Source organism: Dysgonomonas mossii DSM 22836 (assembly GCF_000213575.1).
GTDB lineage: Bacteria > Bacteroidota > Bacteroidia > Bacteroidales > Dysgonomonadaceae > Dysgonomonas > Dysgonomonas mossii.
Genome location: NZ_GL892004.1, coordinates 170,359 through 197,270, shown reverse-complemented (window position 1 = coordinate 197,270; position 26,912 = coordinate 170,359). Strand labels below are relative to the sequence as shown.

Below are 26,912 nucleotides of genomic sequence, written 5' to 3'. Positions count from 1 at the left end.
TACTACATCAATCTTTTTTAGTTGTTGTATCGTTATCCCCGGTTATATCATCTTCTATACCTTTAACTCCCTCTTTGAAGTTTTTAATACCTTTTCCTAATCCTTTCATTAGTTCAGGTATTTTGCGTCCCCCGAAAAGTAAAAGTACAACTATGGCTATGATGATGATTTCACCTGTTCCCAGATTTCCTAAAAATAATAAGGTATTCATGATTTTTGTTTTTTTTAGTGCTTTATGATATTATTTTGTTAGATTGTTTTCAGTTGACAAAATAATACAAATAATATCTAACAAAGCGGATATGTTTTAATATTTATTTCTTTTTAACACAGTAAGAAAGGCATCTTATTCGTCTCCTTGAATGATCTTGTCTTCTAATGCCGGAGTACAGTACATTTTATATTCTCCATCCTCGTCACAGATAAATATAGCCTCAATCTCAGCGTTGTTATTTATCCATTCCAGCGACTTATCTACTCCCGCAACCAGAAATGCTGTGGCATAGGCATCTGCTGTGAGGCAGTCGTTCGCTATCACTGTTGTGGATAGTAGATTATGCTGTGCCGGATAGCCTGTTGCCGGATTGATTGTATGCGTTATTTTTTCTCCATTTTTGATATAAAATTGTCTGTAATTTCCGGAAGTCGCTATTCCTTTATTTGTAATTTGTAAAATAGCTTGCATATCTTGTCCCGGAATAAGGTTGCTTTCGGATGGACGGTCAATACCTATTCTCCAGCCTTCGCCATGAGGGTTTTCTCCTCTTACTCGAATTTCTCCTCCGATCTCTACAAGATAATTAGGGCATTCATGCTGTTCCAAGAATAAAGCTACAATATCAGCGGAGTACCCTTTTGCAATAGCATTTACATTCAATACAATATTGGGATGATCTTTTACAATGCGTCTGTCCTTGATGCTTATTTTGTCCATTCCTATATACTTTCTCATCTCTTCTATCTGCTCTCTGTTGGGGGGACATTTGTCTTGAGAGCTAAAACCCCAAGCCCTGAATAGCGGCTCTGCCGAGATGTCGAAAGTATTTTCTGTTTGGGCACTTATTTCTTTTGCTCTGGAGAAGACTGTATAGAAATAATCATCTATTTCTACATCTTCATTTCTGTTGACTCGCGAAATAATGGATTCATTGTCATATACTGATAATGATTTTTCGAAATTGGCAAGCAGCTCTTCTATTTCAGATTGAAAATCTCTATCTTCACTATCTTGATATATAATATTATAACTAGTTCCTTCGGCTCTACCTTGTATATTGTAGTAGAAGGAGCCGTTGTCGGCCATTATTGCGTTCATCTATTCGCTTATATGCTTATTCTTCGTAATGCGATTTGTCATGATGAACGGAGAGAAGAATTTCTTTAAAGAAATATACATTTGCTAAATAGATCTTCAAACCACTCCGTCCAATCTGACAAAAGCATATCTAATTTTTCTTATTTGTCGTAGCTTTCTTTTACTAAAGGACAATTTAATAAATAGTCAAGGCTTTTCTTTACACTTTCCTCAGGGGTAAAGCTGTATTGCTCTACTTCTACCACAAGATGTTTAACTCCTGCAGCATCAGTGTTGTTGAAGATGGCGTCAAAGCCTACCATACCACTTTGTCCAAGTTCTCTGTTGTCTTTGATATGCAGCAAAGTGAAACGGTTTTTATATTTATTGAAATAATCTACAGGGCTTTTTCCACCTCTTACTACCCAGTATACATCCATTTCGAAGAATACATATTCAGGGTTTGTGTTTTCTAGCATGTAGTCGTACATAACCTTATCTTCGATCTTATTTTTCAGTTCGAAGTCGTGATTGTGATAGCCAAAGAGCATGCCGTTTTCTTTACATCTTTTCCCTATTTCGTTATAGTACTCACAATATGTTTGTAAGTCTTTCAATGTTTTAGGTGTATCCATCCATGGAGTTACAATGTATTTCATTCCTGCTGCTTTGTGCGCTGCAATACATTGATCCCACCATTTAAGTGCTTCTGTAAAATCTTTAGAAGCCAGTTCTTTTTCTGTAAGGCCTTTTCCTGTATGAGAAGAAAGCACTTTCATTCCGGCTTTTTCTATGCTTGCCTTAAATTCTTCAGGTGTTTTTCCATAGAATTTTCCGTCTGCATAGTTGGCAGCCTCTACCGATGTGAATCCCATTTCTCCGGCTTTCTTGATTGTTGCATCATAGTCTTTAGCAATGTCGTCTCTCAACGAGTACAATTGTAGAGAAATATCTTTCTTTACAGGTGCAGCTTGTTGCTGAGTTGCATCTGCTTTTGGATTGCAAGAGGCTAACATAAGGAGAGTAGTAGCTATAATAATTGATACTTTCATGATAATGTAAGATTATTTAAAAGCCAAATCCAAGAAGGGGCAAGCCCTTCAAGGATTTGGAAGATATTTTAATAGAAAAAACTAGTTATTAGTCAAGGATTTTGATTCTGATATTACGGAACCAAACATCATCACCATGATCTTGAAGACCAATATATCCTTCTCTGTTAGGTCCTCCACAGTTATTCAGCAATTCGTAAGCCAAAGGCCATTTTTCTTCGCTGAATTTGCTTGCTTGAAGCATTTCTGTCCATTGTGGAGTCCATAAGTGATATTCAACTACGTTTTCGCCATTTTGGCCATGAACTACAGTTCCTTTGTAAACCATAACTTTTGCTTTGTTCCATTCGCCGAATGGTTTAGCGTTTTGTGGTTTAGCAGGAATCATATCATACAATGACATTGATTGACGGTTGTTGTCTTTACCCATTTTTGCATCAGGGTGATTAGCATTGTCTAATACTTGAGCTTCAGGAGCTGAAATATAGATAGGTTCCATTTTCATCTCTCCGGTTTTCGGATCTTTTGTTTGAACTTCTTGTGCCAGATAGAAAATACCGGAGTTACTTCCTTTAGCCACTTTCCATTCTAGTTCCAATTCGAAATTTTTGAATTTGTGAGCAAAGATAATGTCGCCACCGTCTTTTTCTTGAGCTTCTCCGCCGCCGCTACCATTAAATTTGATAGCTCCTTGGTCGATAACCCATTTTCCCGGAACAGCATCTTTTCCATAACCACGCCATCCGTCGAATGTTTTGCCATCGAAGATAACGATATAACCGTCTTTATCTTTTTTGAATTTAGACAGGTCTACTTGAGGTTTGTCTAATACAGTATATTCAGGTTTCATTGCTTCAGTTGTTTTTGTTGAATCAGTATCAGTCCCTTTTTTCTCAGCATTCTTAGCCCCACCGCCACAAGCGATAAATGCTCCGGCAATCATGCAACAGCTTAATGAATAGATAATTTTTTTCATCTTTATTTTGATTTTTAAATTAAAACAATATTACTTAGTTATGGCATATCAGGCAACTTCCATCCCTGACGATATGTATGCTTGATCAGTTCATTTGCAAACTCCTGAGCATTGATAGGATCAGTCCAGATCTTATTGAACTTAGGGTCGCCGTCAACGATCTTGAAGTCATCCTTAACTAATATCTTAATCTGTTCGTTAGGATCGATATTTGTGAACTTCATGTTGTCTCCATCCCAATACAATTCCTTATTCAAGGTCTGCAAACGAATCGCCAATACTCCCATTACTACCATTTCGTTGAATGGACCTGCTTCGCTGAAATCGGATTTAGTCATTACACGACTAGAGGCATCTTCTTTACAAGCGCGTACCCAATCCATTTCGTGAGATGTTTCTACACGGCGTTGTGTTTTAGGCGCTTTCGGAACACGACCCGACAACAACCAAGGATTTACTCCATAGCATCCGCAAATCAGCGTATCTTTTGTTCCATGGAAGATAACCAATCCACCGCCTTCACCCATTAATTGTTTTCCTTGAGGGAAACCTTTCGGACGATCCGGCATCATACCGCCATCATACCAATGTACTTCCACTTCAGGCATACCCACTTTCGGCATATTATCGCGAGCAGGAAATGTCAATTTAACGTGTTGTGCCTGTGGTGCGCAATCTTGCAACAGCAGGGTAGATGAACCTTGTACTTTAGTAGGGTAGCCCAAATTCAAGCCTTTGAATACCGGATGCATGATGTGGCAAGCCATATCGCCTAATGCACCTGTACCATAATCCCACCAGCCACGCCAGTTCCAAGGAGTATATAGAGCATTATAAGGGCGCACTTTTGCAGGGCCTGAAAATAAATCCCAATTTAGGGTGCTTGGTATTTTATCTACTTTTTCAGGAGCATTCAGTCCTTGTGGCCAAATAGGACGGTCAGTAGCACATTCAACTTTTGTTACTTCACCTATCTCGCCATTTGCAATCCATTCGCAAACCAGGTTAACGCCTTCTCCCGATGAGCCTTGGTTACCCATTTGAGTAGCGACTTTATGTTTTTTAGCAAGCTTAGTTAACAAGCGTGATTCATAAACTGTATGAGTAAGCGGTTTTTGACAGTATACATGTTTGCCCATTGTCATTGCATCGGCAGAGACGATAGCATGTGTATGGTCTGCTGTTGCTACTATTACCGCATCAATGGATTTACCCATTTCGTCGTACATCTTACGGAAGTCCCAATATTTTTTTGCATTTGGGAATCTTTCAAATACGCCTTTAGCATATTTCCAGTCTACGTCACATAGTCCTACTATGTTTTCTGTAGCTTCCACAGCTTTGATGTTAGCATGTCCCATGCCGCCAATACCAACAGCAGCAATATTCAATTTGTCACTCGGAGCTACATGCCCAAAGTTTTTCCCCAATACAGTGCTTGGGATGATCGTCAGTCCAATAGCGGCTTTTGCTCCTGTTGAGAGGAACTTTCTTCTCGAAATGTCTGATGCCATAATTTTTTTGTTTTTTGGTTAATATTGTTTTTAGATTTAATGGTATATTTTAGTTTTCACTTTTCACTACTAAATATGTAAATATATTAATTTATTTCGCCTCTTACTATTTCTTCTTTGTCTTTATCCCAATACATTGTACGACCCTCCAGATATGCACGAGTTCCCATGTGTGCTGTAATGGCTTCGTCGAACGCCGCATCGATACCACAAGAAGTTTTCTTACTGTTGTCGCGGATGCACTCCAACCATTCTCTGATATGAAGGAATGTTGTATCATACCGCTTTCCTCCCAGATACGAATATAGCAGACCACGTTGAGCAAAATACAACTCGGTGGCAGAAGTTACTGCGTCTACATTGCTTTTACCCGGAACGTATGTATAGAAAGGTACATCGGGTTTGATGATTCCTTTCTCGATTTTCTCCTTGTATCTTGTCGATCCGCTATCTACTTTAACGGTTAGTGTATCCCCAACTTCCATCGATGCATCGTGTCCCATGATTACTTTCCCCCTGTTGCGGTTGCTGGCTAATGTTGCACTATATAGCATTGTCATATCTTTGTCAGGGAATTCGAATGTTGTTTGCAGTACGTCCGGAACGGTTCTTCCATCTTTGAAGAAATAAACACCACCCGAAGATGTTGCAGAATGAGGAATGCCCACGCCCATCAATTGGTTTACAGCATCGTACTCGTGTGTAAGCAAGTCTCCACTCAGCCCTGTACTGTAATCCCACCAGCAACGCCAACGGAAGAAACGTTCGAGGCTAAACTTATCTCTAGCATCCGGACCTACATATTTGGCAAGATTATGCGCTGTCATATAGTCCATATATTCTTTTACTCTTTCAGGATCACCCTCAAATTGTTTCCAGTCTACTGTCTGTGGGTTTGCTGTAGGATGAATATCATAAACCCAAGCTCCGTTAGGATCATTACGATTTGTACAAACTTCAATAAGCGAAACATGACCGAGCAATCCTTTGTCTAATATTTCTTTAGCTTTATGATAGCTGTCTACCTGTCTGCCTTGATGCCCTAGCTGAAAAACTACGCCGGTCTGTTTAATAACCTCTCTTATCATGTACGTTTCGGGTACAGTCCACGAAAGCGGTTTTTCTACATACACATGTTTTCCTGCTTTTGCTGCATCCATAGCCATTGTACTGTGCCAGTGATCGGGTGTTGCAATAATAACAGCGTCGATGTCGTCGGCTGCAAGCATTTCCTGATAGTGGCGATATCGTTTTGGAGCAGGTCCCAGCTTACCGCCTACACCTTCCCTGTTTATATTCGATCCGGCTGCAATACCTTCTTCGGCAAATGTATCGAATATGTCGCACACGCCTGTTAATGCGATATTGAGGTTTTCTTGTTCTCTAAATAGTTGATATCTACTATCCTTTTTGTCTTTTTTTGAAGAGTCAATTAGCTTTTGGAGAGAATCTGGGGTTGCAAATCCAGCAGCTCTTAACAATTGTTTTCCTCTGATGCCGCAACCGATAATCCCTAATCGAATCTGTTTTCCGTTTGGCTGTAGTTCGGGGATAGTTGCTGTTTCTTTACTTAATTTAAAGACGTCGCTCACATCGTGCATCGTCTTATCATATTTTTGCTTCTTATAAACACCATAGGCTAAAGCTCCCAATACAGGAACCGTTGCTAATGCCTTCAATGCTTCTCGCCTGCCTTGTGATTCGGGCAGTTGACTGTCGTTAGACTGAGCTTGATTTTTATCTTTATTTGGCTCTGGAACTATCTTATCTTCGGATGTCATGTTTGTTAAGCTGTTTTGCGTTTTAATAATCTTGAAATATATCGGTCAAATCCGATAATGTGTGAGGTAGGGAAATATATTAATACCATCAATGCTCCTATCTCTATCAGGTTCTTGTCTATCCATAGATAAGAGCCTTCGGTGGGCATCATAGAGTTTGCCCCTATATAAGGTATATGAGACAAATAGTATAGGCTAAGAAAAACGATACCTCCGATAGATGCATAACGCGAAAAGCAACCAAGTATAAGTCCGAGTCCGACAAGTGTTAATCCGTAGATATTAACATAATTCGAAAAGGCTAGAAATTCTGCGTTTTCGGCAATAGTGTGGAAGAAGTCTGCTAGAAATCCTCGTGAATCCATGAGGTAAGGATAAGCAGTCCAACTTGAACTGAAGAGTTTTACAAGACCTTCGTATAAAAAGTGCCAGCCAATCAGTAATCTGAGTATTACCAGCCAGAGGGTCTGAGGGCGCGAATAAGATGTTAGTTTATTCATGGGTTAGTAAATAATAAATTCTGTCTTTTTTCAAGAAAGTTAAAATATAGATTGTTTAATTGTTCATATAATTTATAAAAAAGCTGAGCATTTTTCTTGTTGTCATGAGCCTATTTTGTCAAAGACAAACAAGACGGCTTTAAGTTTTTGTTAATGAGTGCTATAATGTGCAATCACGGTAGCATTTATTCAATCTAAAAAAATAAATGAAAATGCGGAATAAAGCTAGGAATATTTTAAATAAGTAAATCTCTCATTACTGTTAAAAAAAGTTGGCATTTATAATAAATTGTATAACAATAGTAAATCTCTTAGAGCAAAAATCTTTTTTTATTCAAAATAATGTAATAAAATAAACGCGTATTTGTGACAATTTAATATTATATGCTATCTGCAGGATAAATTATCTCCAATTGTTTTCTTATTTCATCAATAATTTCTATCGTAATTAATGAATTTTCAAGACTATTAATTGTAGATTCTTTTTCATTTTTTTGGATTAGATCAATGAATTCTGCAACTTCAAAATAATACTCATGTGTAGGATTGGGGTTACTTATTATAGTTTCCTCTCCTCCTCGTTTTTTTAGTGTTACTTTGTTTATAATATTTATCCGGTCGGCAGTTATTGTCCCCTCTTCTCCCTGTATTTCTGTTGGTAGGCTCGAATCTGCTATTTTGGAATACATGACTGTTGCATCCATGCCTTCATATTCAAAATTAACACTTCCTTGTCCATCAGCTCCTGTAAACAGTTTAAGGCCTGTAGCGCTAATTTTTTTTGGTCGCCCGAATAAGACTACCATCGGATATATGGTATATACGCCCAGATCCATTACTGCTCCGTTAGATAACGACGGGTCGAAAGCATTTAATATAACACCTTCTTTTAGTTTGTCGTACCGAGAGGAGTATTGGCAGTAGCATGAAAAATATTTACGTACTGTGCCTATCTCTTTTAGGTTGTCTTTTATTACAGAGAAGTTTGGAGTCATTGTCGGCTTCATCGCTTCCATTAGCGTTACATTGTACTTCTTGGCTGCTGCTATCATGGCTTTTACCTCATGTGCATTCGACGCAAATGGTTTTTCACAAAATACGTGCTTGCCATGTTGCATACACAATATACTTTGCGAAGCATGTAGCGAATTTGGTGATGCAATATACACTGCGTCTATCAAATTGCTCGAAACCATATCTTCAAGAGAAGTGAACGTATGGGGAACGTTGTGCTTCTTCGCAAATTCATCTGCACGTTCTTGTGTACGGGAATAGATTGCTGCAAGTTCGAAACGATGGTCAAGTCTCGCTGCTTCCAGAACTTTGTCTACTATAAAATTTGTGCCTATAACTCCGAAGCGTACCTTAAATGAGCCATTTTCCAAAGATTCCATATATAATATATTTATAGAAAGACAAAGGTAAATATTTATTATTTAAGGAACTAGATGAAAATATCTCATTTGTTCTTAAAATACTGTCTAATTAAAGAATTTTAGAGAGTTTCAGGGCTTTTGGTTGTCATTTTATCAATTATTTTCTCTGTAGTGCAAACAGAGACGGATGCACTACAGAGATTTTTAATTTTTAATATCCGGGATTTTGCTTCAATAAGTTGTTCGCCCCTATCAGACTATAGTGAATAGGGAATCTATTCAGGTCTGTATTGTTAGTTGCTTTATGATCCCACCAATTTTCTGTTACATAGGCATCCCAGCGTACTAAATCGGTTCGTCTTCTGCCTTCTGCCAGGAATTCTACTTGCCATTCATCCAGCATGCGGTATTTATCCAGCTTAGAGCCCGTTACAGGGTCAGGGTCGTTGCCATTTACAAAATAGCGTTTGCGTACACTATTGATCAATTCGGCTGCGCCATCTTTGTCTCCTGCCCGCATTTTGCATTCAGCTAATGTATAATAAATTTCGGCAAGGCGAATAACAGGCACGTCCGGATCGAATTTACGGTTTTTCTCGCTCTGATTAGGACGTGGGCTACGTTTAGTAACACGCACACAAGAAGCTTCTTCTGCTGTCGCAATTGTAGATGGCAATGACTCCAATGTCGGATATTCTGCCGATCCAACTTTTGCAAAATAAGCAACCTGATCTCTTACAACGAGTGTTTTTCCGCTGTATTCACGGCTCCCTGTACATGTCCAGCTTGGATTTGTAGGATTTACAAGTTCTCCTACAATAAACATTCCACGATACTTGCCGGCTCCTTCGTATACATATAGTTGTTTGCGAATATCGCTATCGTTAAACTTGGCATAAGCTCCACCCAATTTGTAAGAATATTTTTTACCTGTCGGATCGAGGCTTGGTATAAGTCCAATTCCGTTATTAGAGCCTGAGCCTTCTAGTCCTCCTAAATAATTCTTGTAGTTGTAAGGCACCATATAGCTCCAGTACATACCGTCAGTTTCGAGCTTGGCATTCTCGCTTGGTACAGACCAAATAATTTCGGGACTAGTTTCGTTATCGAATCCGAATATATTTGTCCAGTCTGTATCCAGTTTATATTTGCCGTATTTTCCGTCAATGATATCCTGGCAGATTGTTGCTGCTTCTGAATACTTTTCTTCGCCGATATATGATTTGGCGTTAAAATAAAGGCGAGCCAGTAAAGCTGCTCCGGCAGCCCGATTGATACTCCCGTTTTCCAATCCGCCAAGCTCTTCTTTTACTGGGAGGTTGGGGATTGCCTCTTTGAGTAATTTCTCTATAAAATCGAAAGTCTCTTTATCTGTAGAGCGTCCTTTTACTTCACTCTGTGTAGTAGTATATAGAGGTACTCCTCCAAAGAAATCCAAACCATCCAGATAGAAAGATGCTACAAGTGCCTTTTGCTGATTTAGCATCGATTCTCGTGTACCTTCTGCAAAGCCCAAAGCATCGAAGTTTACTTTTTCCAGATCTTCAAGGGCATCCCAAGCAAGAGCCACTCCCATAGCAAAGTTAGTCCATCCTGTTTCTATGAATGCCATGTCTTCTGTATATTCATGGTGATGGAATTTTTGATACAGGGCTCCATTATACCAGTCGCTACCACGTGTAGGCAAGCAAAATTCATCGGTACCTAATTCTTGCAACATCCAGCGAGGCTCATTGTTGGCAATATACCAGCGCCAATGTGTAAATGGGCGGTTGAAACGTTCCCAAACAGCTTCCTGAGAAGTATAGAATGTCTCAGGCACTACCTGTGAATAAAATGTAGGTTCTACGCTACACGAAGTAATTGCGAATAGACAAATTGTAATCCCGACTAAGACGGAATTATATATTTTAAATTTTTTCATCTTTTGTGTATGTTTAGAAATTTAACTGAAGACCTAATGTATAAGTGCGGGTTGTAGGGTAAAAATCATCTCTTGACCAGAATTTTTCCGTACCACCTTCCCATCCTGTGATATTCACTTGGGGGTTCATGCCGCTATAGCCGGTAATGGTGCAAACATTGCCTACGGTTCCGTATATGCGTACGCGGTCTATCAGTTTCGTATATTTCTTCATAGGAAGGGTGTACCCGAGTGTGATAGCATCTATCTTTAAGAATGTACCGTCTTCGAGATAGTAGTCACAGATTTGTTTTTCCCCTTTAATGTGGTTGAATTCGCCATATGCTGATTTTAATACATTCGTATTTCCCTGTCCCTGAATTCCGAAGTACATGTTTAAAGCATTGTATACATCAAAGTCGATCCAGCTTCGCAAACTGATTCCCATGTCGAGATTTTTATACTGCAAGGTGTGTCTCCATCCGAGGATGAGCTTAGGTGTATAATTTCCGATATATTGTTTATCGTTTTCGGTTTTTTCCGATGCCGGTATTATTTTTCCTTCTTTGTTGTAGAGTAAGAATTTTCCATCATCGTCGAATCCCGCAAACTTCCAAAGATAGAATGCGCCTATTGTAGAACCTTCTTGTATGCGTGCTGCATCTCCCGGGCTACCCGGAGCAGGGAAACCATTTCCGTTGTAATATGTATTATTACCCCAAAGTGTAAGAATCTTACCCGAGTTGTGGCCTAGGTTGAGATTACTGTTCCATGTGAAATCTTTAGTACGGATAATGTCTCCACCAATTTCAAATTCCCATCCTTTACTCTCCATACTTCCTATGTTTTGGTACTGAGAGCCTTGAGTGAATGGTGGTTGAGGAACTTTAACGCTGTAAATCAGGTTGTCGATCTTACGTCTGTAATAGTCGAACTTACCATATAGGCGACCATCGAAAAGAGAATAATCCAAACCGAAGTTCCATTCTTTCTTTTCTTCCCATCCTAGATTTGGATTTATATTTTGGGTTTTACCAAATGAGTATGCCCATGTTCCGTCAGGAAGCATCCAGTATGCATCAGAACCGAGCATATCCGCCATATAAGAGGAGCTAAAGTCGTTATTACCTGTTACTCCATAGCCAACCCGGACTTTGAGGTCATCTATCCAGCTTATATTTTTCATGAACTTTTCACCCGAGATGCGCCATCCACCCGACAAAGACCAGAAATCGGCCCAGCGGTTGTCTGCTGCAAACTTCGATGAACCTTCGTGTCTGAGTGAAGCCTGTAATAGATACTTGTTTTGATACGAGTAGTTGGCACGTGCAAATACAGAAAATAAGCGTTCTGTAATACTTTTGCCTGAACTCATTCCGGCTTTACCATCACTCAGGTAGGATCCGGCACCGATGTTCCAAAATTTTATTCCATCTACATCGAAATCGTAATTGGAAACACTAAATCCTTCTCCGTTTTTCTCAAAATAAGAATACCCTGCTACAGCATTTAGTACATGTCCGCCATCAAATTCTTTGATGTAAGTCGCAAATCCTTCGGAAGTAAGATTTTCTGTTTTGTCGAAAGTGAGGGTTGCGGCTCCTCTTCGTCTGTCTTCTATCTCTTCTCGGTGATAGCGCGATTTGTAGAAATGATATTCCCATTGGCGGTTTTCATATCCTATTACTTGCTGGAATGACAGGCCGGGTATAGGTTTTATATTCAATTTGAAAGTAGCTTCAGGCTTGAACCATTTGTCCAATCCTTCGTAAGTACTTAGGTTAGCATCAGCTAAAACGTTATAATCCAGTGTTTCATTAGTCCATACATTGTATCCTGTTTCGCTGTCAGGGTCGTAAGGAGATCTGGTTGGGTTGTTGCGCATCGCCTGCTGGAAGTTTGGATAGTTGTTATTACGCATCGCCTGACGATAATCTACGCTCGGTCTGATTTCGAGCCATCCATCAAGAACTTTAAAGTTAGCGTTAAATCTTCCCCCATAATCCTGACGTTCATCTTTGATTGAAATCCCCTGATTTTTTTCATAAAAAAAGGAAGAATATATCTGAGCATTTTCTGTTCCGGCTTCGAGAGAAAGATGGTGCTTTTGTGAAAAATTATCATCATTTATGAGTTCTTTCCACCAATTTGTATCTGTACCATAATCTGTACCGATTTTATGCTCTGCATATTCTCTTCCTGTTAGCATCTCAGGAGCGCCGTAGTTTTGCTTCTTGGTCATCTCTGTCGAGTAAGTCATTTTCACCTTACCGCTTGTATTCGATCCGCTTTTGGTAGTAATGAGTATCACTCCTGATGCAGCACGTGTTCCATAGATAGCTCCGGCAGAGGCATCTTTGAGGACATCAATCGTTAAAATGTCATCTTGCGACAGTGAGCGAATGTCTCCCCCCGGAAAACCATCGATAACGATAAGAGGTGACTTCCCTGAGTTTATAGAAGTCATCCCTCGCAGCTGGAATGTAGTTCCTGCATTTGCACTACCGATATTGTTCATAATAAGTCCGCTAACTCTACCTTGCAAAGCGGAGGATACGTCCGATCCGCCTACTCCTGTCATCAGGTCTTTTGCTGATATGGATGTTACCGAACTGGTTACTTGCTTCTTCTCTAATGTACCATATCCAATTACGACTACCTCATCCAGTGTTTTGGAGTCTTCTTGTAGCTGTACGTTAAAAGATGTTTGCCCGGCTACGGATATTTCTTTCGATATATATCCTACAAATGAAATAAGCAAAGTAGCATTTTCGGGCACGTTGTCCAATCTGGCTATTCCATCGATATCTGTGATATTTCCATTTGTAGTTCCTTTTACCGCTACATTGGCGCCAACTACAGGGCCAACATTGTCGCTTACTGTTACTGTTACTGTTTTACCTTTTTGCAAAGGTGCTGTTTCGTGCACTATGGCTTTATTCGTATCGTTTCGGTCGGAGGCCTGAAGGTTGTATGGGCATAATGTGATTCCTGCTATTGTAAAAGTTAATAAGGAAAACATTTTGAATGATCTGATAGGCCGGGTATTAAATTTTTGTTGTGTCTTCATCAATTTTAAGTAAAATTGTTAATAATCGACTTTAAATTTTGGGATTTTGATTAAGGTGTGGTGTGATTTTGGTTTTAGGCTTTTGAATACTATGTTTTCATGGCGGGCATCTCCTTAAAAATGTTTAATATTTGGGCTTACTCTGTTAAATAGGATTTTCAGCATACTCCTTTTAACAAAACAATCATTAAAGATTGTTGAAATGCAAATCTAAACAATTTTCTTTAACAACAATCATTAATGATAGTTTAAATATGGACAAGGAGATCCTCAAAAGGAAAATTGGTCTGAAAATCAGGAATATAAGGGAGGGCAAAAACTTATCCATAATGGATTTGGCAGATATGCTGGATATAGAATATAATAATCTGATACGAATAGAAAAAGGGCGTACAAATCCAACAATAATAACATTGTATAAGATAGGTCAGGCATTAAATGTTAAATTGCCTGAAATAGTAGATGTAGATTAAGCAGACAAACTAAAATCTCTGGGCGATTTTATATTGTTGCTCGTTAGTGTTTTATGAAAATGTCGATTTTTTCATACGGATGGCCATTTTATCAAACTCATAAAAAGCATACCATGTTTGAGGTATAAATATACCACATCAAGGGGATTTCATACCTAATTTGCTCATTATACTTTTGTGATAGATATTATCTGTTTTTAACAAATAAATATCTAATATATCTATAAAGATTGTTTGAGTTAAATTATAAAAAGGTTATGCTAAATTTTAGAAAATTAAAGTTACTGTTATTATTTACTGTTCTTACTTTATTTGTTTCCGCACAAACAGGCGACATATACACTATAAAAGGACATGTAACAGATGCTGGAGGTACAGACCTACCCGGGGTGACAATACAAGTGAAGGGTAATGCTCAGTCGGGAACCCTGACGGATATAGATGGTCATTACTCCATATCAGTGAAAAAAAACGAAATTCTGATATTCTCATATTTAGGATTTGAAACACATCAGGTTGAAGTATTATCGAATAAACCAATAGATGTAGTTTTGAAAGAAAATAGTACCGAACTGGATGAAGTTGTAGTGACTTCGCTAAATATCCCTCGCGAAAAAAAGGCTTTGGGGTATGCCGTACAAGCCGTATCGGGGAAAGCCCTGGAAACAAGGCCAACCAATGCATTGAGTGCCCTTTCGGGAAAAATATCAGGCTTGCAAGTTATATCTAGTGGCGGTAATATGGGAGGATCTTCTCGTGTAACGCTGCGTGGTATAAATTCGATTACAGGAAATAATCAGCCATTGTATATTATCGACGGAGTACCTCTCGATAATACCGACATGAATACCTCTTCTACAATTAATGGTAGTGCAGGAAAAGATGTGGGAAGTACAATACAGGATATAAATCCGGACGACATAGCAGATATAAATGTTTTGAAAGGCCCTTCGGCTGCAGCTCTTTATGGAACACGTGCTGCAAATGGTGTGATACTGATCACAACAAAGAAAGGCAGTAGTAATACTGATCGTTTAGATATTCAAGTAAATACGGGTATCGAGCTCGAAAATGTAGTGAGGCTACCCAAACGTCAGAAATTATATGGCGGTGGATATAGCACTTCGTTCCAGAAAGTAACGATAGACGGAAAAGAATACAATGTGGTAGATTACGCGGCTGATGAGAGCTGGGGGCCAAAGCTTGACGGGACACCTGTATTACACTGGTATAATCTCGATCCTGAGTATGCCAATGATTACCTGAATCCTGAGCCTTGGGTTTATCCAAAGAATGATGTTACTGACTTTTTTCGTACCGGAGTATCCAATACAAATAATATAGCGTTCTCAAAGAATTCATCAAGTAGTGCATTTCGTGTATCATTTACCAATAAGAATGTAAAAGGTACAGTACCCAATTCTTCCTTGAGCAGAAATGCAGTGAATATATCGGGTAGTACAAAAGGAGATCTGGTTTCATTTTTCGGAAATGTAAACTATATAAATAATAAATCTACAGGTCGTCCGTGGACAGGAGCTTCGAACCGTAATATTATCCTCGAAGCATATCAATGGGGACAAGTACAGGTAGATTATAAAAGATTAAGTGAATATAAACGTGCCGATGGTACACCTCGTGCATGGAATCGTACAAGCTGGGAAAATACGACAGCTGCCGAGAAAACAAAATATATAGATAATCCTTATTGGTCAGCCTACGAAAGTTATCTGAAAGAGAACAGAGACAGGTTGTATGGAAATATAGGTTTAGTGATTACCCCGACTAAATGGTTGAGTCTGACAGGACGGATAAATGGTGATGTGTATCAATACAATTCGCAAGATCGTATTGCATATTACTCTCGTTCGCAGTCGATGTATCAGGAATATTCCCAAAAGTTTGATGAGTTTAATTATGAATTCTTGGCAACATCAAATAACCGTTGGGGTGATCACTCTTTAATCGCTAATCTTGGGGCGAATTATATGAGACGCAATAGACGTGTAAGCGATATACAAACATCGGGTGGGCTTACTATTCCGGCATATTATAGCCTGAATAATGCTTCCTCTGTTATTATAAATCCGTCTACAGGTCTTTATAAGAAAGCAATATCATCAGTATACGGAAGTGTTTCGTATGGATGGAAAAGTATGTTGTACCTAGATGGAACTATCCGTAACGACTGGTCATCGACCTTACCTACAGATAATAATTCGTTCTTATATCCATCTCTTACATCATCTTTTGTATTCACAGAGCTTCCGGCATTTAAAGATCAGAACTGGCTGTCATTCGGTAAAGTCCGTTTGGGCTGGGCAGAAGTTGGTAACGATACTGATCCTTATCAGTTGTATAAAACTTATGAGGCTTTGAATGCATTTGACGGAAATATATCTTATACTTTATCAGATAAATTAAATAACCCTGACCTAAAGCCTGAGATTACATCATCTTGGGAGACCGGATTGCAATTGCAATTATTTAATAATCTGATCGGATTAGATGTTACTTATTACAATAATAATAGTCGTAATCAGATCATACAATTACCTACATCAGATGCTTTCGGATACAGTTATAAACTGATCAATGCAGGGAAGATAAACAACAAGGGTATTGAGGCTACGTTGACCGTGAATCCGATCCGTCAAAAAGATTGGGACTGGACAGCAATTGCAAACTTCTCGAAAAACAGTAATAAAATTATTAAATTGTCGGATGCAGTCAATACATTACAATTGAGTAATACTTTGGTTTCGCTTGTCGCACAAGAAGGCGAGAGTTACGGACAGATAAAAGGCTATGATTTTGTATATGCGCCTGATGGAAAGAAGGTAGTAAACAGTGATGGCGTATATATGCGTACCGATCAGTTTGCTTCGCTTGGGAGCGTATTGCCTGATTTCTTATGGAGTTTCCAGAACCAGTTGAGATACAAAGACTTTACATTCGGGTTTCTGATCGATTCGCGTGTTGGAGGTAAATTCTTCTCTCAGACATATAAGGTTGGTATGTACTCAGGTATCTTAGAATCTACAGCAGCGAATAATATTCGTGAAGATGGTATTATACTTGATGGCGTTACCGGTAATGTAGTATTCAATGCTGACGGAACATATACTGTTTCTAATACAGCGACAAACGACAAGCGTGTAACTGCTCAGGCATGGGCACAGAATCAGTATAACGGACCAACAGCATATACCGTTTTTGATGCTACATTTATTAAGCTTCGTGAGTTAACTCTTGGATATACATTCAATCTTCCAAAATGGAAAGTTAAGAGTATAAACGTAACGGCTTATGCCCGCAACTTATGGAATATTTATACCAAGAGCAAGGATATCGATCCCGAACTGACCAATAGTAGTGGTAATGTACAAGGTATAGAAGGCGGGAACCTACCTACTCCTGTAACCTACGGTATAAATCTTGGTTTCAAATTTTAAAATAAACTATCTGTATGAAAATTAATAAACTATATATATTAGGCTTATTTGCTTCAGTTTTATTGTCCTCTTGTGTTGATGATATAAATGAAGATCCCAACCGCCCAACGTCAGTGCCAACCACCTCTTTGATCACTTCTGCTGAGAAATTGCTGGTTGATAATCTCCGTAGCGAACAGGCATCGTTGAGAGGTTCCATGTTGTTTGTTCAGTATTTTTCTCAAAATACATATACTACCCAATCGCGCTATGATATTCCTTTCAGTTATTCTGATGATTACTGGAAGGGGTTATATAAAACATTAAATAACCTGGAGGAGGTAGTAAAGTTGAATACTGACCCTATAACAAAAGATGTGGCAACCGCTAATGGAGCAGGACGCAATGCTACTCAGATAGCAATAAGCCGTGTATTGAAATCGTATGCATTCTATGCTCTTACCGATGTGTTTGGGAATATCCCTTATCAATCTTACGGTAATAAAGATGAGGACTTTCAGGCACTACAACAAAATCCTGAGAATATAACTCCTAAGTATGTGTCGCAGGAGAAAATCTATGCGGACATATTGAGCGAGCTGAAAGCAGCCGGAGATACATTGATCAAATATCAATCGGAAACAACTTTTGGCAAGGCTGACATTATTTATGCAGGTAGTAATCAGAAGTGGGCAAAGTTTGCAAACTCGCTGCGCCTACGCTTTTCTACACGTATAAAAGACAAAAATCAGGCTTTGTATCAAGAACACTTTGAGGATGCATTAAGTAAAGGAGTGTTTACAAGCAATGCTGATAATGCAGCATTCAAGTATTCTACTACTTCTCCTAACGAAGCTCCTTTATATAGAGCTACGGTTACAGCCAACCGGAAAGACTTTGCTATATCTAATATCTTTGTGGATCTGCTTCAAGGGAAGAATGCAATTTTGCCCGTTTCAGATCCTCGTTTACCGATATATGCCTTGCCGGCAACAGCTACTAATACTTATGTAGGACTTCCTTATGGCTTAGCAAACGATCAGGCGGGTAAATTCGCAGCAACAGGAGTGAGTTTGCCGGGAGCGGTTATCAATGCGGCAAACTATGCTGAGGTATTGATGGAATATGCCGAAGTAAAGTTCCTAGTCTCAGAATATAATTCTTGGTCTCAGGCTGATTATGCATTAGGTGTTCGGGCTTCTCTCGAAAAGTGGGGAGTATCAGCCGACAATGTGAATACCTATCTGGAGTCTCTGCCTGCTGCTAGCAAAGAGAATGTCTTGACACAAAAGTATATCGCTCTTTATATGCAAGGTCTTGAGTCATGGAGTGAATATCGCCGTACAGGCTATCCTGCATTCTTGGTAAAAGAAGGCGATGTTGTATTTCAAGGAACGATAGATGGTGCAGAAGTAACATATCGCTTCGATCCATTATTCGGAGACGGAGGTATTCCGGGACGTTTATACTACCCTACTAAGGAACAGAATGTGAATAAAGCCAACTATCAAGAAGCTCTGTCTGCACAGGGTAATGATAAAATAGAAACAAAATTGTGGGTGTTTAAAAAGTAGTTTGTAGCTTTACATCAAACAAAAGCATAATAAAGATATGAAGAAATATTTAATAATGATGGCTGCTGCATTTGTACTAATGTCTTGTAATAAGGCGTCGGAACATAAGCTGACAGACGGAAAATGGAGAGGTGAATTCTCTATTTCAGATCAGAAATTTCCATTCTTGTTTGACGTCGAAGGTTCTGCAACAGACTCAACAACCGTGTATCTGATAAACGGAGCAGAGCGTGTTCCGCTCAAAGGTGTGGTTTACTCAAACGATACCGTAACTATTCCGATATTAGCTTATGATGCTGTATTAACCGGTACAATAGCCAATGGAAAATTTGAAGGGAAATTCAAAAAGCTATTTATAGATAACGATGAGGGAGTGCCTTTCACAGCAGAAAAAAGTGATGTTCCGCGCTTTGAAGTTGTGGACAAAGCTACAGACATTTCTCTTGCGGGTAAATGGGATATCCAGTTTATAGGACAAAAAGGAGATACTGCTCATAATGTAGGGATTTTCAGTCAGGATAAAAATATTCTTACCGGCTCTATTCTGACCAATGCGGGAGACCTTCGTTATCTCGAAGGAGCTTTGACAAACGATGGGTTTCAGTTTTCTGCATTTGCGGGTCTTAGCCCATATCTGATAAAAGGAAAGTTTGAAGGAAATGATAGTTTTACAGGGGAATTCTATACCACACGAGGTGTAACAAAACTTGTTGGTAAGCGCAATGCCGAAGCTACTCTTGCTGATCCATATAGTTTAGCTTATATGAAGAAAGGAGAGGATCGCCTCAATTTCACATTCCCTAATGTAGAAGGTCAGAAAGTCTCTTTATCCGATCCTCGTTACAAAGACAAGGTGGTAATAATATCTATCCTTGGTAGTTGGTGTCCGAATTGCTTAGACGAAATGGAATACTTATCTCCATGGTATAAAGAAAATAACAAGAGAGGCGTTGAAATCATCGGGCTGGCATTTGAACGTAAAGATGATCCAGAATATGTAAAGACTGTGCTCTCCCGCTTGGTAAAGCGTTATAATGTAGATTATGAAATCCTGTTTGCAGGTAAGTTGGGTGATGATGCTACCGCTAAGGCTCTTCCACAGGTGAGTAAAATCATGGGTTATCCTACTACTATCTTTATCGATAAGAAAGGTATTGTAAGAAAGATACACACCGGATTTAATGGTCCTGCTACCGGACTGTTTTATGAGGAGTTTAAACAAGACTTCAATAAAGTAGTAGACGATTTGCTGGCAGAGAAATAAAAAAATTATAAAAGATCGGCTAAAGGAAGATAATCTGAACTCCTTTAGCCGTTTTTTTATATATCTGCCTTATTCTTATTTTTAGGCTTCATCCCAAAGAAAGGCCTTATGATAGAATAGCGTCTTATCCCAAATTCGTATATCACCCATGTAATAGCAAATGTTCCTATTATCATGATCGAGAATTTAGGAAAGAACCCTATATCGACAGACTTCAGGTAATATCCCAGAGCAATGATAATTGTTTGATGCAGAATATAAAATGGATATACAGCTTCGTTTCCGTATGCCACTATTTTACTTGGTTTGTTGAGGTATATAGCAGCATAACCAATCAGCGTTAAAATCCACGACCAGGCATTAAAGACCTTGACCAAAGCTTGCACCTCACTCTTGAAGGGAAAATCGCCGATCACATACCAAAGGCACATTAGCAGAGGAAACCCAATGATACCACTAATCAGAAATTTCATCCTGTTTTTAGTTACTGCATCCCAAAAGGAATCCTTCAATGAAATCAACAGATAACCAAAGAAGAAGAATGTGCAATAATTAACAAGATTGTACCAGTCATTTATTAGCCCATTTGTCTGCGGAAAGTAAGGTGCTAGAAATAACTGCCACAAGAAGAGTGGTATGATGAATATATATAGTCCAAAGGCTTTTGATACGACGGCTCTCAGTTTTCTTATCAGCCATGCTTCGGGATGCTTCCGCAGATAAAGAAAAGCAGGAAGCATTACCATAGAAAAAATGAGCAGGTAGAGTATAAACCATAGGTGGTGCCACGATATATTTCCTTCGGGATATGATCCGATGAATGCCTCCTTAGGCCAGAAATCGAAGTAGCTGCCGCTAAACTGCCCTTTGTCTAATCGCTCGAAATAAACTTGCGGAGGAACGACAAAGATCATACCTACAATAAGTGGAATTAGAAGCCTTTTGTGACGTTCTATTGCAAACTGGATGGCACTTCGTTTTGTCAGAGCATAGTAAGTTCCCATTCCTGATATTACAAAAAGTAAGGCCAACCGCCATTGGTTGAGGAAAAGCATCGGAAAAACAGTTCCTTCATATATCACCGAGTTTTTTATGTGAAAACTCCACGGAACGAAAAACATTCCTACATGATAGAAAATCAATAGAGCAAAAGCGATTACACGTAAACTGTCAATGTCATATCTGCGCATAGTATGAGAAGATTAGGTATCAAATATTAGATTGTAATATGTTATATTTAATAAGACAATCTTTCCAATTAAAAATCACACACTAAAGAGATTTTAATGAAGTTATTTTAACTTATTGATATTGACAGTACTGTAATGCAGATATTTATTTTACTATATTTTTTATGAATTTTATACTAAACAACAAATATCAGTCCATAAACTCCAGTGATGTCCTATTCAGAAACGCTACAGTCTTGTGTATTTCTTTATACATCACGATATCGTCGTTTACGAAGGCTACTTCTTTGCGATACTCTTTCAGGAAGTTTTCGAGTATAGGTGATGTTTTTGCCGGACGGCGAAAATCTATTCCCTGAGCTGCATTCATCAATTCGATGGCGAGTATATGATTTAAGTTATCCATTACTTTGAATATCTTAATTGCAGCATTGGCACCCATACTCACGTGGTCTTCTTGCCCATTGGATGAAACAATAGAGTCGCTGGATGCAGCATAACAATACATCTTATTCTGGCTAACCATCGAAGCCGAAGCATACTGAGGTATCATAAATCCCGAATTTACTCCCGGATTAGCGACAAGAAACTCAGGTAGTCCGCGTAGTCCCATAATTAGCTGAGCTACACGTCTCTCCGAAATGTTTCCTAATTCGGCTAAGGCAATTGCCAAAAAATCGTACGAAATAGCAAGAGGTTGTCCGTGGAAATTTCCTCCTGATATAATTTTATCCTCATCGGGGAAGATGGTCGGATTATCCGTTACTGAGTTTATTTCTGTCAACAACACCGAAGCTACATATCTTATAGCGTCTTTTGTTGCTCCATGTACCTGAGGGATACATCTGAAAGAGTAAGGGTCTTGTACATGATCTTTTTCCCGGGCGACAAGCTCACTTCCCTCAAGTAGCTTACGGAAATTATCGGCTGTTTCTATTTGTCCTTTATGCGGACGCATCTGGTGGAGACAATCTAAAAACGGATCGAGGCAGCCGTCAAAAGCTTCGAGTGAAAGGGCAGCTATTAAGTCCGCTTTTTTAGATAGTTTGAATGCTCTCAACATGGCGAATACACCATTGGCACTCATAAACTGCGTTCCATTCAGCAGAGCCAGCCCTTCTTTGCTCATCAGGCGGATTGGCTTCCAGCCAAACTCATCGAGAACGCTCATTGCTTCACGTTTACGCCCCTGATAATAAACATCACCCACACCAATGAGAGGTAAAAATAGATTTGCCAGTGGTGCTAAATCGCCTGATGCTCCGAGCGAACCACGATCGCAAACGATGGGAATAATATCGTTGTTGAAGAAGTCGATTATCCGCTGAACGGTAATCACTTGCACTCCGCTATACCCTAATGACAAGGCGTGAGCTTTGAGGAGCATCATTAGTTTGACAATAACAGGAGATATTTCTTCACCTACGCTGCAAGCATGCGATTTAACAAGGTTCTCCTGCAAACGTGTAAGCTCATCCGGAGATATGTTCTTGTTGCAGAGCGAACCGAAACCTGTAGTAATGCCATACATCGGTGTTTTTTGCGACTCTATTTTTTGATCCAGATAATCCCTACACTTTTGTATACGTTCTTTAGCGTCAGCAGCTAATTCTAGTTTAAGGTTTTTGTTGATTATTTGTTCAATGATTTCGAAGTCCAACTCTCCGGAACCGATATAATAGACATTCTTCATAAACTTATAGTATTTTGCTTACTCTACTCAATAACTCCTGCTCTTTCATGATGGCTTCGCTCTCCAGGTAGTTTGCCTCCTGTGTCATCAGCGCTACATATTCTATGTCTTTGATCGAGGAAAGATTTATTTTTACATTCAGTATCGCACTTATTGCAGCCGTGCGGGCTGTCATTATAGCGACACAGGCGTCTGTTATAGCATTCTGATTGCCTTGATCTGCTACCTGTACTATAACATCCATTATGTCTACGGCCTTGCGGGCTACTTCCATTGGTATTTCTGCTGCAATCTTGGTTGCTTCCTGTATCTGGTTGTTGCGTTCTATTTTTTCTTCGTCTGTTTCTTTGGGGAGTTTGAATGCGGCGAAAACATTATTATATGCTTCCGAATCGGCATCTATATCTTTCATAAAGCTTGCCCTATAGTTTTCTGTTATAGCGACAATTTTTCTCATCAATCCTTCTTTGTCTTCATACTTTTTTTTACCAATGGTAAGGTTGGCTACCATTTCTGTCAATGCTGATGCTATTGCTGCATTTAATGCTGCAATGCTGCCTCCTCCGGGTACAGGATCACTTCCTGCTGTCTTTGCTAAAAAATCTTTAACTGATAGGTTTACTAGCATGATACTACAATTTAAAAGGTTAAGAATTATGTAATTTCTTAAGAATATTATTTATTTCTGCTCGCCCTTTGCTCGGAAAGCGTTTCTTGTTATAGAAAGGCGGGTTTTTCATCATTAGTATGAGTTCTGTAAACTCTGAATCGCTCAGGAAATAAATTTGTTTATGAAAATATTCCACAGAGGCTTTTCGCACTCCTATTATTTTATTGGGGAATACAAATTTTGAAGCATAGTATTTCAAGCACTCTTTTTGTGATGCGTAATCTTCTGTCAAAGATGTAAGTAATATTACTTCAGATGTTTTAGTGTGTAAGGGATACCAGCTTATGTAGATCGCTTCCTCACATGCACAGGGAGAATCATTTTTTTCTAACGTTTTATTTAAGAAATGCTTCCAAGGGTTGTTATCTAAAGCATCCGGATAGATTATATTGTATATCTCATAGAATCTATTTGGTAGCTCGGGACTATTCTTAATATCATTTATATATATGCCTGTTTCCGCATTATTCAGAATAAAGTATCCACCCAGTTTGACAAAATAAAGCATACCAATAATGATAGTTATCGGAAAGATAAAAATTATTAGCAATATATTTTTCTTTCTTTTTGTCATTTCCTTTTCCATTAGTATATGGAATGTCTCTTACCGGCAGCATGATAAAATACATTAAACCAAGAAGCAAGATAGCTTTATAATAGGTTTTATTGTTTCTGCATAGTAAAAAGCTTAATTGTTAAAAAGTAACAAAAGTAACAGTTTTTAGACGTTTTTGGTTGTTACCTTTTTATCCCTCTAACTTAATATAAAATACTCTATAATAGATAAATTTAAGCCCAAAAATTAATTGTTAATTAAAAATAACTCCATTTTTAATTGTTTTTTCTACAATATTCATTCCTATATGGTAAGGCAGAAACTTGTAAGAAGGATATTCTAATATCACTAAATCGCCCTGCTTGCCCACATCAATACTACCAATCTTGTCCGCTATGCCTAAAGCTGCCGCTCCGTTTATAGTGAGTGCAGTAACAGCCTCTTCGGGTGAAAGCTGCATATAAATGCATGCCAAAGCAAATAACAGAGGTATAGAATTCGTAAAACTGCTTCCCGGATTGAGATCTGTGGCTAAAGCGACAGCACAGCCCGAGTCTATCATAAATCTGCCTCGTGCATAATCTTCTTTCAGAGAAAATGCGGTGCATGGCAATAGCGTCGCAACAGTATTGCTATTTGCTAAATCTGCAATTCCTTTGTCTGATGCCTGTAGTAAATGATCTGCCGACAATGCTCCTAATTCTACGGCCAGTTCAGCTCCACCAAGTGTCACTATCTCGTCGGCATGTATTTTTAGTTTAAAGCCAAGATTTTTTGCTGCTGTTAAGTATCTTCGTGATTGTTGTATGTCAAACACATTCTTTTCGCAAAATATGTCGCAGCATTCTGCCAGATTCTTGTCCTTTACTAAAGGCATCACCTCCTTTATCAGGTAGTCTAAGAAGGCATCTTCTCTGCCTTTATATTCCTGTGGTGTGGCATGTGCTCCCATAAAAGTGCTTACGATATCGATAGGATGCTCTTCGTCCAGAGCTTTCATCACTTCCAGTTGTTTAAGCTCTGTCTCTTTGTTCATTCCATAACCGCTCTTACCTTCTACAGTGGTTACACCCATAGCGAACATTTTGTCGAGTCTTTTCCGTCCGGCTTCTTTCAGCTCTTCAAAAGAAGCATTGCGAGTTACTGTCATTGTATTGTGTATACCACCGCCACGCTCCATTATAGACATATAGCTATCGCCACGCATACGCCATGAGAATTCTTCCTCGCGATAGCCTCCAAAAATAAAATGTGTGTGAGAGTCCACAAATCCGGGGAGTACAGCTTTATCTGTAGCGTCAATGACTGTATGTTCGGGGAAATCTGACAGCGGAGGGCAATTTGCACTTTTGCCTACAAATGTAATTATACCTCCTGTGACAATCACCGATCCGTTTTCGATGATCGACAGGTTAGACATTTCTCTCCCCTTCTTTGCCGAAAAGCCGGAACAAGTAACTAATTGTGCTGCGTTTTTTATAATGATGTTTCCTTTTTTCATGTGTTATCCATTATTGTCATATTGAGTGTAACGAAACATCTCGACTCTATTGAGACAAAAGATTCTTCCCTTTGGTCAGAATGACAAGGAAAGTCTACTCCATCAAATGTGTTTCCAGTACCTGCTTTGTCGAAAAATCTTCAAGCCCCAGATAGTAAGCCGCTGTATCTATCAGCGCATCCATCGGAACGAGACCGATGATTTCCGCTCCTACTACAGATACTCCGTAACGATTTGCTTCTATTCTTACTAATTCGTGAGCACGGTATATCGCTGTTTTCGTAAAATCTGTCAGGTTCATCGATACTTGTACGATTCCTCTTTCTGTCAGTTCCACGCCCATAGCCTTACAGAAGCGTAAGCCACCGCCTAGGAATCGCACCTTCTTTGCTATTGAGTCTGCTATCTCGAGCTTGTTGGTATTCAGGTTTACATTGTATGCTACCAGTGGCATGCGTGCCCCTATAACAACACCTCCGGCTGTTGGGTGTGGCTGATCGGGTCCAAAATCGGGCTTCCATTCGGGTAGAGTCATCTTTTCTTTCAGTCCTTCAAACTCTCCTTTTCGGATTGTAGCCAGATTTTCGCGATGAGGAGCAGATGCTGCTTTTTCGTAAAGGAATACCGGCAATCCATAGCGTTCGGCGACTTCCTGTCCTACTTCTTTCGAGAGGTTGACGGCTTCTTCCATGCTTACATTGCGGATAGGGATGAAAGGAACTACGTCGACAGCTCCCATACGGGGATGTTGTCCTTTGTGGTGATTAAGATCTATTACTTGCACTGCTATGCCTATAGCTTCTATCACTGCTTTTTTTAGAGCATTGGGTTCGCCTACAACGGTTACTACCATTCGGTTGTGGTCTTTGTCGGTGCTGTAGTCTAGCAGCTTAACGCCTTCTTTGGCACGGAAAGCATTTACGATCTTTTCTACCTTCTCAAGATCGCGTCCTTCGCTAAAATTTGGAACGCATTCAATGATTTTGTTTGAGCTCATGGTATTATTTTATTAAGACTTGACTTATTTCTACCTTTTTATAGCGTGCATATCTTTTTCTAAATAGAGATCCTTCGTGCCTCAGGATGACAGA

Annotated in this window: 20 protein-coding genes; 4 read left to right on the top strand and 16 right to left on the bottom strand. The window is 39.2% G+C overall.

Annotated elements, in window-relative coordinates; translation table 11 throughout:
• Nucleotides 1-7 precede the first annotated feature (7 nt).
• From tatA to HMPREF9456_RS00740, 10 genes are all read right to left on the bottom strand, one after another.
• Nucleotides 8-211, bottom strand: a complete 204-nt coding sequence (gene tatA, locus HMPREF9456_RS00785) for a twin-arginine translocase TatA/TatE family subunit (protein WP_006841533.1) — start codon at nt 209-211, stop codon at nt 8-10.
• A 135-nt stretch (nt 212-346) separates the two neighbouring features.
• Nucleotides 347-1,315, bottom strand: coding sequence for an FAD:protein FMN transferase (locus tag HMPREF9456_RS00780; protein WP_006841532.1), 969 nt, complete (start codon nt 1,313-1,315; stop codon nt 347-349).
• Nucleotides 1,316-1,455: 140 nt separating this feature from the next.
• Nucleotides 1,456-2,346, bottom strand: coding sequence for a sugar phosphate isomerase/epimerase family protein (locus HMPREF9456_RS00775; RefSeq protein ID WP_006841531.1), 891 nt, complete (start codon nt 2,344-2,346; stop codon nt 1,456-1,458).
• A gap of 88 nt (nt 2,347-2,434) precedes the next feature.
• Nucleotides 2,435-3,322 carry a 3-keto-disaccharide hydrolase gene (locus HMPREF9456_RS00770; protein ID WP_006841530.1) on the bottom strand — a complete coding sequence of 296 codons (888 nt, stop codon included), beginning with the start codon at nt 3,320-3,322 and terminating at the stop codon, nt 2,435-2,437.
• A 38-nt stretch (nt 3,323-3,360) separates the two neighbouring features.
• Nucleotides 3,361-4,836, bottom strand: coding sequence for a Gfo/Idh/MocA family protein (locus HMPREF9456_RS00765; protein WP_006841529.1), 1,476 nt, complete (start codon nt 4,834-4,836; stop codon nt 3,361-3,363).
• An 86-nt stretch (nt 4,837-4,922) separates the two neighbouring features.
• Nucleotides 4,923-6,617 carry a Gfo/Idh/MocA family protein gene (locus HMPREF9456_RS00760; protein WP_006841528.1) on the bottom strand — a complete coding sequence of 565 codons (1,695 nt, stop codon included), beginning with the start codon at nt 6,615-6,617 and terminating at the stop codon, nt 4,923-4,925.
• 5 nt (nt 6,618-6,622) lie between these two features.
• A complete protein-coding gene (locus tag HMPREF9456_RS00755; protein WP_006841527.1) occupies nt 6,623-7,117 on the bottom strand; it encodes a DoxX family protein in 495 nt (164 codons plus the stop codon).
• A 380-nt stretch (nt 7,118-7,497) separates the two neighbouring features.
• Entirely contained in the window at nt 7,498-8,511 is a 1,014-nt protein-coding gene (locus tag HMPREF9456_RS00750) for a Gfo/Idh/MocA family protein (protein ID WP_006841526.1), read from the bottom strand.
• A 193-nt stretch (nt 8,512-8,704) separates the two neighbouring features.
• Nucleotides 8,705-10,417, bottom strand: a complete 1,713-nt coding sequence (locus tag HMPREF9456_RS00745; protein ID WP_006841525.1) for a RagB/SusD family nutrient uptake outer membrane protein — start codon at nt 10,415-10,417, stop codon at nt 8,705-8,707.
• Nucleotides 10,418-10,430: 13 nt separating this feature from the next.
• Entirely contained in the window at nt 10,431-13,466 is a 3,036-nt protein-coding gene (locus tag HMPREF9456_RS00740) for a SusC/RagA family TonB-linked outer membrane protein (RefSeq protein ID WP_006841524.1), read from the bottom strand.
• 254 nt (nt 13,467-13,720) lie between these two features.
• On the opposite strand from HMPREF9456_RS00740, the gene HMPREF9456_RS00735 reads away from it, so the two are divergent.
• The 4 genes from HMPREF9456_RS00735 (at nt 13,721) to HMPREF9456_RS00720 (ending at nt 20,211) form a co-directional block, all read left to right on the top strand.
• Complete coding sequence (locus HMPREF9456_RS00735; protein WP_006841523.1) at nt 13,721-13,939, top strand: helix-turn-helix domain-containing protein; 219 nt, start codon at nt 13,721-13,723, stop codon at nt 13,937-13,939.
• Nucleotides 13,940-14,196: 257 nt separating this feature from the next.
• Entirely contained in the window at nt 14,197-17,394 is a 3,198-nt protein-coding gene (locus HMPREF9456_RS00730) for a SusC/RagA family TonB-linked outer membrane protein (protein ID WP_006841522.1), read from the top strand.
• A 14-nt stretch (nt 17,395-17,408) separates the two neighbouring features.
• The gene (locus HMPREF9456_RS00725) at nt 17,409-18,947 is read left to right on the top strand and encodes a SusD/RagB family nutrient-binding outer membrane lipoprotein (protein ID WP_006841521.1); all 1,539 of its coding nucleotides are present in this window, start codon (nt 17,409-17,411) and stop codon (nt 18,945-18,947) included.
• A 37-nt stretch (nt 18,948-18,984) separates the two neighbouring features.
• Nucleotides 18,985-20,211, top strand: a complete 1,227-nt coding sequence (locus tag HMPREF9456_RS00720) for a TlpA disulfide reductase family protein (RefSeq protein ID WP_006841520.1) — start codon at nt 18,985-18,987, stop codon at nt 20,209-20,211.
• A 56-nt stretch (nt 20,212-20,267) separates the two neighbouring features.
• On the opposite strand, the gene HMPREF9456_RS00715 is transcribed toward HMPREF9456_RS00720, so the two are convergent.
• The 6 genes from HMPREF9456_RS00715 to ftcD all read right to left on the bottom strand — a co-directional run bounded on the left by HMPREF9456_RS00715 (nt 20,268) and on the right by ftcD (nt 26,818).
• Entirely contained in the window at nt 20,268-21,401 is a 1,134-nt protein-coding gene (locus HMPREF9456_RS00715; protein WP_006841519.1) for an acyltransferase family protein, read from the bottom strand.
• 190 nt (nt 21,402-21,591) lie between these two features.
• Nucleotides 21,592-23,094, bottom strand: a complete 1,503-nt coding sequence (gene hutH, locus HMPREF9456_RS00710; protein WP_006841518.1) for a histidine ammonia-lyase — start codon at nt 23,092-23,094, stop codon at nt 21,592-21,594.
• A gap of 4 nt (nt 23,095-23,098) precedes the next feature.
• Entirely contained in the window at nt 23,099-23,722 is a 624-nt protein-coding gene (locus tag HMPREF9456_RS00705) for a cyclodeaminase/cyclohydrolase family protein (protein WP_006841517.1), read from the bottom strand.
• 19 nt (nt 23,723-23,741) lie between these two features.
• Entirely contained in the window at nt 23,742-24,338 is a 597-nt protein-coding gene (locus tag HMPREF9456_RS00700; RefSeq protein ID WP_006841516.1) for a transglycosylase domain-containing protein, read from the bottom strand.
• A 235-nt stretch (nt 24,339-24,573) separates the two neighbouring features.
• A complete protein-coding gene (gene hutI / locus HMPREF9456_RS00695) occupies nt 24,574-25,821 on the bottom strand; it encodes an imidazolonepropionase (RefSeq protein ID WP_006841515.1) in 1,248 nt (415 codons plus the stop codon).
• Nucleotides 25,822-25,915: 94 nt separating this feature from the next.
• Nucleotides 25,916-26,818: a glutamate formimidoyltransferase gene (gene ftcD / locus HMPREF9456_RS00690; protein ID WP_006841514.1), complete on the bottom strand. Its 903-nt coding sequence runs from the start codon at nt 26,816-26,818 to the stop codon at nt 25,916-25,918.
• Nucleotides 26,819-26,912 lie beyond the last annotated feature (94 nt).

Bases quoted from the DNA above. Each gene is read 5' to 3' on its own strand.
- tatA (WP_006841533.1), bottom strand. From the start codon at position 211: ATGAATACCTTATTATTTTTAGGAAATCTGGGAACAGGTGAAATCATC.
- HMPREF9456_RS00780 (WP_006841532.1), bottom strand. From the start codon at position 1,315: ATGAACGCAATAATGGCCGACAACGGCTCCTTCTACTACAATATACAA.
- HMPREF9456_RS00775 (WP_006841531.1), bottom strand. From the start codon at position 2,346: ATGAAAGTATCAATTATTATAGCTACTACTCTCCTTATGTTAGCCTCT.
- HMPREF9456_RS00770 (WP_006841530.1), bottom strand. From the start codon at position 3,322: ATGAAAAAAATTATCTATTCATTAAGCTGTTGCATGATTGCCGGAGCA.
- HMPREF9456_RS00765 (WP_006841529.1), bottom strand. From the start codon at position 4,836: ATGGCATCAGACATTTCGAGAAGAAAGTTCCTCTCAACAGGAGCAAAA.
- HMPREF9456_RS00760 (WP_006841528.1), bottom strand. From the start codon at position 6,617: ATGACATCCGAAGATAAGATAGTTCCAGAGCCAAATAAAGATAAAAAT.
- HMPREF9456_RS00755 (WP_006841527.1), bottom strand. From the start codon at position 7,117: ATGAATAAACTAACATCTTATTCGCGCCCTCAGACCCTCTGGCTGGTA.
- HMPREF9456_RS00750 (WP_006841526.1), bottom strand. From the start codon at position 8,511: ATGGAATCTTTGGAAAATGGCTCATTTAAGGTACGCTTCGGAGTTATA.
- HMPREF9456_RS00745 (WP_006841525.1), bottom strand. From the start codon at position 10,417: ATGAAAAAATTTAAAATATATAATTCCGTCTTAGTCGGGATTACAATT.
- HMPREF9456_RS00740 (WP_006841524.1), bottom strand. From the start codon at position 13,466: ATGAAGACACAACAAAAATTTAATACCCGGCCTATCAGATCATTCAAA.
- HMPREF9456_RS00735 (WP_006841523.1), top strand. From the start codon at position 13,721: ATGGACAAGGAGATCCTCAAAAGGAAAATTGGTCTGAAAATCAGGAAT.
- HMPREF9456_RS00730 (WP_006841522.1), top strand. From the start codon at position 14,197: ATGCTAAATTTTAGAAAATTAAAGTTACTGTTATTATTTACTGTTCTT.
- HMPREF9456_RS00725 (WP_006841521.1), top strand. From the start codon at position 17,409: ATGAAAATTAATAAACTATATATATTAGGCTTATTTGCTTCAGTTTTA.
- HMPREF9456_RS00720 (WP_006841520.1), top strand. From the start codon at position 18,985: ATGAAGAAATATTTAATAATGATGGCTGCTGCATTTGTACTAATGTCT.
- HMPREF9456_RS00715 (WP_006841519.1), bottom strand. From the start codon at position 21,401: ATGCGCAGATATGACATTGACAGTTTACGTGTAATCGCTTTTGCTCTA.
- hutH (WP_006841518.1), bottom strand. From the start codon at position 23,094: ATGAAGAATGTCTATTATATCGGTTCCGGAGAGTTGGACTTCGAAATC.
- HMPREF9456_RS00705 (WP_006841517.1), bottom strand. From the start codon at position 23,722: ATGCTAGTAAACCTATCAGTTAAAGATTTTTTAGCAAAGACAGCAGGA.
- HMPREF9456_RS00700 (WP_006841516.1), bottom strand. From the start codon at position 24,338: ATGACAAAAAGAAAGAAAAATATATTGCTAATAATTTTTATCTTTCCG.
- hutI (WP_006841515.1), bottom strand. From the start codon at position 25,821: ATGAAAAAAGGAAACATCATTATAAAAAACGCAGCACAATTAGTTACT.
- ftcD (WP_006841514.1), bottom strand. From the start codon at position 26,818: ATGAGCTCAAACAAAATCATTGAATGCGTTCCAAATTTTAGCGAAGGA.